Annotated in this window: 6 protein-coding genes; 4 read left to right on the forward strand and 2 right to left on the reverse strand. The window is 69.8% G+C overall.

What is annotated here, in order from left to right:
- Nucleotides 1–52: 52 nt before the first annotated feature.
- A complete protein-coding gene (locus ACWDEW_RS30915) occupies nucleotides 53–1,462 on the forward strand; it encodes a diacylglycerol/lipid kinase family protein (protein ID WP_450516995.1) in 1,410 nt (469 codons plus the stop codon).
- The gene (locus tag ACWDEW_RS30920) at nucleotides 1,455–2,081 is read left to right on the forward strand and encodes a phosphatase PAP2 family protein (RefSeq protein WP_450516997.1); all 627 of its coding nucleotides are present in this window, start codon (nucleotides 1,455–1,457) and stop codon (nucleotides 2,079–2,081) included. Before ACWDEW_RS30915 ends, ACWDEW_RS30920 begins: the two co-directional genes overlap by 8 nt.
- A 108-nt stretch (nucleotides 2,082–2,189) precedes the next feature.
- Here the strand turns inward: ACWDEW_RS30920 and ACWDEW_RS30925 are convergent, their stop codons facing one another.
- Nucleotides 2,190–2,567 carry a hypothetical protein gene (locus tag ACWDEW_RS30925; RefSeq protein WP_450516999.1) on the reverse strand — a complete coding sequence of 126 codons (378 nt, stop codon included), beginning with the start codon at nucleotides 2,565–2,567 and terminating at the stop codon, nucleotides 2,190–2,192.
- A 484-nt stretch (nucleotides 2,568–3,051) separates the two neighbouring features.
- On the opposite strand from ACWDEW_RS30925, the gene ACWDEW_RS30930 reads away from it, so the two are divergent.
- Both ACWDEW_RS30930 and ACWDEW_RS30935 read left to right on the forward strand, forming a co-directional pair.
- Nucleotides 3,052–3,606: a GNAT family N-acetyltransferase gene (locus ACWDEW_RS30930; protein ID WP_450517001.1), complete on the forward strand. Its 555-nt coding sequence runs from the start codon at nucleotides 3,052–3,054 to the stop codon at nucleotides 3,604–3,606.
- A 682-nt stretch (nucleotides 3,607–4,288) separates the two neighbouring features.
- Nucleotides 4,289–5,293, forward strand: coding sequence for a chitinase (locus ACWDEW_RS30935; RefSeq protein ID WP_450517003.1), 1,005 nt, complete (start codon nucleotides 4,289–4,291; stop codon nucleotides 5,291–5,293).
- Between the two features lie 151 nt (nucleotides 5,294–5,444).
- Here the strand turns inward: ACWDEW_RS30935 and ACWDEW_RS30940 are convergent.
- The coding region (locus ACWDEW_RS30940; protein WP_450517004.1) for a cellulose binding domain-containing protein at nucleotides 5,445–6,880 on the reverse strand (1,436 nt) is incomplete at its 5' end.

Here is a 6,880-nt window from a genome sequence, read left to right on the forward strand (position 1 = left end):
ATGTCGTCGAGGCTCGGTCGATCACCGATGGGGCCATGACCGGGAAGTGACATTGAACGAGACCGGAACGACGCGTGAGACGGAGCGCCACGGACCCGAGACGGGTCTCGGCTCGGCGCGAGCCCTGGCCCGCCTCGCCCTGCTGTGCATTGCGGGAGCAGTGGCGGCAGTGGTGGCCGGCACCGGCCATTGGTTCATCCTGCTGCTGGGTCTGGCGGGCCTCGCACTGGCCGGCGCGGGCCTGTGGTGGGCGTTGGCGCACCGCGGATTCGCCCGGCTCCTCGGTGCCCTGCTGGCGATCGGCGCACCCGTCGGCGTCCTGGTGCTGTACGCCGTGTCGGGCCTGTGGGTGGTCGCGGTCGTCGCCCTCGCGGCGTGGACGGCCGCGCTCGGCTGTGCGCGGAGTGCCCTGCGCCGTCTGCGCAAGCCGCACGGCATGCACACCCGAACGGTCCGCCCGCCCCGCCGGGCCGTGCTGATCATGAATCCGAAGTCGGGTGGCGGGAAGGTCGGGCGGTACGGACTCGTCGAGCGGGCCGAGGCACTGGGCGCGCGGGTGATCCTGCTCGACCTCGACACGGATCCGGATCCGGTGGAGCTGGCCCGGCAGGCTGTCGCCGAGGGAGCGGACCTGCTCGGCGTGGCCGGCGGCGACGGTACCCAGGCCCAGGTGGCGGGAGTGGCCGCCGAACACGGTCTGCCGTTCATGGTCGTGACGGCCGGCACCCGCAACCACTTCGCCATGGACCTCGGTCTGGACCGGGACGATCCGGTGAGCAGCCTGGAGGCGCTCTCGGACGGTGTGGAACTCCGCGTCGACCTCGGAGACATCTCCGGGCGGCCGTTCGTCAACACCGCCTCGTTCGGTACGTACGCGCACATCGTGCAGAACCCCGACTACCGCGACGCCAAAGCGGTCACCGCCCTCGACCAGTTGCCGGACCTGCTGGCGGGCGACGCGGGCGCCGAACTCAGTGCCCGGACCGACGAGGAGCGGTTGGAGGCCCCACAGGCGGTGCTGGTCAGCAACAACCCCTACGTACGGGCCGACCCCCTGACCGGTGGCCGCAGAGAACGGCTCGACACGGGCACGCTCGGCGTGATCGCGGTCAGGGTCGGGGGTGCGGTGCAGGCCGCCGAACTGGCGCTGCTGGGGGAGCGGGCCAGCGGCATCACGACCCTGACGTCCCGCAGCGTCGTCGTGGAGTCCGACGAGGAGACCATCCCGGTGGCCGTGGACGGCGAGGCACTCGTCCTGCCTCCGCCCGTCGTGTGCACCATACGACCCGGCGCACTGCGGGTCCGCGTGCCACGGGAACGTCCCGGGGCGCCGTACGTCGCACCGACCGTCGACTGGTACCGCATCCTGCGCCTTGCCCTCGACCGGTCGCCCCAGGAACACGAGAGCCACGACCGAACAGTCCCCCCACGCGACAAGAACCAGGAGCAGAGCGATGATTGAGACTCGCCGTCGGCAACAGCGAGTACCGCAGGGCCTGTTGCGCGATCTTGCCACCCTAGACCAGGCGCTCTACGAAGCGGTGACGGTCACCAGCACACCGGCACTGGACTCGGCGCTGCGCCGACTGTCCGCGGCGGCCGACCACTCGAAGATCTCTCTCCTGATCGCCGCCACCCTGGCTCTGCGCCCCGGCCGCTCCCGCCGCGCCGCGGTACTCGGCGTAGCGGCGATCGGCGTCGCCTCCACCACGGCCAATCTGCTCGGCAAGCGTCTTGTACGGCGGCCACGTCCACACCGTGCCGTCGACTCGCCGTTCCCCGGCCGGCACGTCCCCATGCCGGCATCCGCCTCGTTCCCCTCCGGCCACACCGCCTCCGCCGTGGCCTTCGCGGCGGCGGTCGGGCCCGCGTTGCCGGCCGTCACGATCCCTCTCGGCCTGCTGGCCTGTGCCGTGGGCTATTCGCGTGTCCACACCGGGGTGCACTACCCGGGCGACGTCGTTGCCGGCGCCGTACTCGGAACGAGCGCGGCCGCCGCAGTCCTGGCGGCGGCCGCGCACTGGGACGGCCCGGTCGGCGGCAGCGCCGGGCGGCTGACCTGTGGCTTTTCGGCCCGGTGACGGCCCGTGGTCCGAACGGCAGGTACCTTTCGAGGTCCGGACCTCCCCACCCCGTGAACACCACCTCGGCACAGTCGCGGACCTCTGCCCCACAGATGTCAGCTGTCGTCACTCGATCCAACGGGCAGCGGCCTCGTAGGTGGTGTCCGGGGCGCTGTTGAACGCGATGGCCGCAGCGGGTGCGTGCCGCCGAATCAGGTTGATGACGAGCTCAAGGAGTTCGACTTGGCCGTCCGAGTGCCGCAGGCCACCGCCGACGGTGACGCACTCCCACGGATGAGCTCCCAGCGCACTCCCGACGACCGCTGCAACGTCGTCACTTCCATCAGGGCCGATCAGGCAGGTCTCCACGCCCACACCGTGTTCGGCGAACTTGGCCAGCCCCGACTCGATCGCCCTGGCGACCGGCTCGGGATCCCACGGCCCGGGCACCCGATACGGATCAAGTCCGATGACGAGGACGCGCGGTGAGGCGGTGGTGTCCATGTTCGGACGATACGCGTCGAACGACGCGCGCATCAGGAAGCGATGCCCTTCCGGATGCCGCAGCCGTCCACAGGTCTTGACGATTCCGCGCTCGCGGTTGGCTTCGCCGAGGAGCGGTGGCCCCACCCCCGCAACACCTGGGTGATCACCGTGGCCGGCAGCCCGTGCCGTGTCTGGGCGCTGCCGACGAAATCCTCGTGCAGGAGGGAGGTCTCCAGGCGGGGTCCAGCTGAGAGTGCGACGCATGCGCATGCCGCCGGATGGCCGTTGAGGCCATGACGTGCTGCCATTGCTGGACTCGACGGCAGCTGGGAGCAGTTGGAGCGCTGCAGCCTCCCTCCACGCCCCCGAGCTCATCCCCGATGGCACTGCGCCGCCCCTTTGCCGACATGGTCAAGGCGGGCTTCACCGCCCCCTGAACCACTCGTCGACGAGGCCGGATATCCGTTTGCCGCAGGCCGTCCCGCTCGGATAGGAATCTCGCATGCTGAAGGGTGACAAGGTCGGGCTCAGGGCCCGTCACGAGGACGACATCCCGATCCTGCACTCGGAGCTCTACGACGACGTGGCCACCCAGGCGCGGGCCAACGGTCGGCCGTGGCGGCCGATCTCGCCCGGCTCGAAGAACTCGCAGTTCGTGGTGGACGACAAGGAGCGGGCGCATGAACCCTTCTCCGTGGTGGAGTTGGACTCCGGCACCCTGATCGGCAGCGCGGTGCTGTGGGGCATCGACGACCACAACCGGACCGCGCACATCGGCCTCGGCCTGCTGCCCTCGGCCCGTGGCAAGGGCTACAGCACCGACGTGGTCGCGGTGCTGTGCCACTACGGCTTTGTCGTCCGCGGCCTGCACCGGCTGCAGATCGAGACGCTGACGGACAACAATGCGATGCTGCGCTCCGCCGAGCGCAACGGCTTCGTCCGCGAGGGGGTGCTGCGTTCGGCGGCCTGGGTGATGGGGGAGTTCGTCGACGAGGTGCTCCTCGGGCTGCTGGCCGAGGAATGGAAGCCGGACCCGAAGAACAGGTCCGGTATGTGACCGCGAGCGTGCCCGACCCCGACTCGTGTCCGGGCGTTCGGGCGAGCCGGATGTCCGCGCCTTCGTCCTGACGGCGCCGGCGCCCGTTCGCGGGCGCGGGTACGGCACGGCCGGCGGAAGCGGATCGTTCCCGGCGAGGGCGGGGCGGGGGTGACGGCAGTGCGGGGGTCGTTCCGCCACCACGGAGGGCCCTCTCCCCACGCCTGCTTCGGCGGGATTCTCGCGCCGCATCGTCGCCGACGGGGCCCCGTCCTACCGATCGGGAATGCACGGTGGGGCGGTGTGGTTGGAAGGGCCGTGGGAGTGGAGGGGACAGTGTCCCCGGGCCTCACCTATTGCCTGCGGGGACGATCGTTTGGCTGAAGCCCCGCAGAGCACATCGCCGCGTAGGCGACCGCCCTCCATTCCCGCAACGCGCAGACGCGGCCCCGAGTGCTTCGATCGCCTCGGGGCCGCGGTATGTCCTCTCCCCTTCCGTGACCGGCCGACGTCTCCAACTGGCCGTGGGCACAAGGGCCGTAGCGAACGCCTGTTGCTGCCGCGGGGGTTGACGGATCTATTGGTCTAGGCCTTAATGGCTTCAGTCTGTTCATGTGCACAGAAAATGTTCATTGATGTGAACAGGTGTGGTTTCCTCTACCCCCCCACCAGCGCACTGGGTGTGCTGTGTCCTGGAGGACTCATGCGTCGAAAGAGCAGCTTCACACTGGCCGTTGCCGTGACCGCCGGTGCGGCGGTGGCAGCCGTCGTCGCCCCCTCGGCATCCGCCGCCCCGACAGCGGCGAACCCGGGGCCCGGCTTCCCCGCCCGGTACTCGGCACCGTACGCCGAGACGTGGAACTCCCCGTCCGCCCTGGCCAACGCACGCAGTGCCACCGGCCAGAAGTACTTCACCCTCGCCTTCGTCATCGCCGGAAACGGCTGCAACGCGACCTTCAACGGCGACACGTCCATCACCGACTCCTCCTGGACCGCCGCCATCAACTCCACGAGGGCGGCTGGCGGCGACGTCATCGCCTCCTTCGGTGGCGCCTCGGGCACCGAACTGGGCGTCGCCTGTACGTCGGTGTCATCCCTCAAGGCCCAGTACAAGCGGGTCATCGACAGCCTCAACCTCACCCGCGTCGACCTCGACATCGAGGGCTCGACCCTCAACAACACGGCTGCCAACGACCGGCGCAACAAGGCTTTGGCACAGTTGCAGAGCGAGTACGCGACAGCGGGGCACCGGCTCGACGTCCAGTACACCCTCCCGGTCGATCCGACCGGCCTGGAGCAGAACTCGATCAACCTGCTGAACAACGCCAAGAGCAACGCCCTGACCGTCAATCTGGTCAACATCATGACCATGGACTACGGCCCCGCCATGGACATGGGCAAGGCGGCCACCGACGCGGCGACCGCCCTGCACGGCCAACTGGGCCGGATCTGGACGACCAAGAGTTCCGCGCAGCTGTGGGCCATGGAGGGGAACACCCCCATGATCGGCGTGAACGACACCACGGCCGAGGTGTTCACCACCGCCAACGCCACCACACTCGCCAACTTCGCAGCCAGTAAGGGTATTCAGGAGCTCTCCTTCTGGTCGCTGGGCCGGGACAAGGCCTGCGCCACCAATGGTCAGCTGTCCGACACCTGCAGCGGCACGTCGCAGAGCGCGTACCAGTTCACCCGCACGCTCCGCTGACCCGACCCGGGCGATCCCTGGGGCCGGCGGAGTGCGGCGCACATGGTCACAGCGCGATGCCAAGTCCCCTCGCCCCCGTGGACGTGCCGAACAGGCGGGTGGTGACGCGCCTGTTCGGCACGTCCTACGGGGTGCGGGAGACTTCGGGGGCTCAGCCCGCGTAGGTCGCGAACAGTTTGGAGAACTGGTACGGGGTCTGCGGGATGTTCGTGCACTGGCTCAGGGCACCGGTGCAGGCGTTCCCGTCGCGTGTGACGTCCCAGAAGCCCAGCTCGCCGAGGTGGTTCTGCTTGGCGAAGGTGAGCACCTGCTGCGCGTCGGCGGCCGTGAAGACCTCGCTGGCGGTGTCGTTCTGACCGAGCATCGGGGTGAGGCCGACCGTCGCCCAGGTCTGGGCGGTGGTGAGGTTCGGCCACACCGAGGCGATCTGGGCGCGGGTCGAGGTCGCGGCCTGGATCGCGTACGTACCCATCTTCCCGGACGGACCGGGTGCGGCGCTGTCGCCGTAGTCCATGGCCATCAGGTTGACGGTGTCGACGTTCAGGTTGTGCGACTTGGCGGAGTTGAGGATGTAGACGCCGTCGGCGGTGAGACCGCTGGGCAGGACCGGGAGGGTGAGCGTGACCTTGAGGTCGCGGCCCTTGGAGCGCTGCGCGGCCTGGACCGCGGCCACGGCCGTCGAGCGCCGGTCGATCGAGGCGTGGTCGACCGCCGCGGCGCCTTCGATGTCGAAGTCCACGCGGTCCAGGGCGTAGGCGTCCACGACCTTCTGGTACTGCGCCTGGAGCGCGGTCGTGCTGGTGCAGGCGAGGGCCAGTTCGGTGCCCGACGCGCCGCCGAAGGACGGCCGTACGTCACCGCCCATCGCACGCAGTGAGTCGAAGTCCGCCCGGTCCCAAGCGGCGCCCGGGTCATAGGAGTTGAACCAGCTCGCGGAGCAACCGGTCGAGCCGGCGGTGATGAAGCCGAGCGAGAACTGCCGCAGCCCGGTGTTCGTGGCGATCTGCGTGAGGTTCGGCGTCGGGTAGGCGCCGAGGTCGACAAAGGGGGCCGCCACGCCGGGAGTTGAGCCGCTGCCCGCGGTCGCGGTGAGCGTCGCGGAGTGCGCCGACTGGTTGTCGGAGTCGTCGAGCGCGGTCACCGAGAAGCTGTGGCTGCTGCCGGGGAGCAGGCCGATCACCGTGAACGTGGTGCCGGAGGCGGCGGCGATGACGTTGCTGCCCTCGTAGACCCGGTAGCCGACCACGCCGACGTTGTCGGTCGAGGCGTTCCAGCCCAGTGTCACGGTGCCGGGGCCGGTGGCCCGGACGGCGAGGCCGGTGGGGGGCGAGGGCGCCACGGTGTCGGCGGGGACGCCGGCGCAGGGGCCGTTGTTGATCTGGCAGGCGCTCGGTTGGACGACCGAGCCGGTGTAGCTGAAGTCCATGCCGGCGACGGGCGCGGAGTCACCGGGGGCGAGCGGGGCCTCCCAGGAGGGGGAGGTGATCGTGTACTGCGTCCCGCTGTGGGTGACCGTGCCGTTCCATGAACTGTTGACATCCTCCCCCAGCTGAAGCTGGGGGATTCCTGGCTCAGGCTGCCTTCGGG

This window comes from Streptomyces sp. NPDC001100, assembly GCF_053598575.1.

Bases quoted from the DNA above. Each gene is read 5' to 3' on its own strand.
- ACWDEW_RS30920 (WP_450516997.1), top strand. From the start codon at position 1,455: ATGATTGAGACTCGCCGTCGGCAACAGCGAGTACCGCAGGGCCTGTTG.
- ACWDEW_RS30925 (WP_450516999.1), bottom strand. From the start codon at position 2,567: ATGGACACCACCGCCTCACCGCGCGTCCTCGTCATCGGACTTGATCCG.
- ACWDEW_RS30930 (WP_450517001.1), top strand. From the start codon at position 3,052: ATGCTGAAGGGTGACAAGGTCGGGCTCAGGGCCCGTCACGAGGACGAC.
- ACWDEW_RS30935 (WP_450517003.1), top strand. From the start codon at position 4,289: ATGCGTCGAAAGAGCAGCTTCACACTGGCCGTTGCCGTGACCGCCGGT.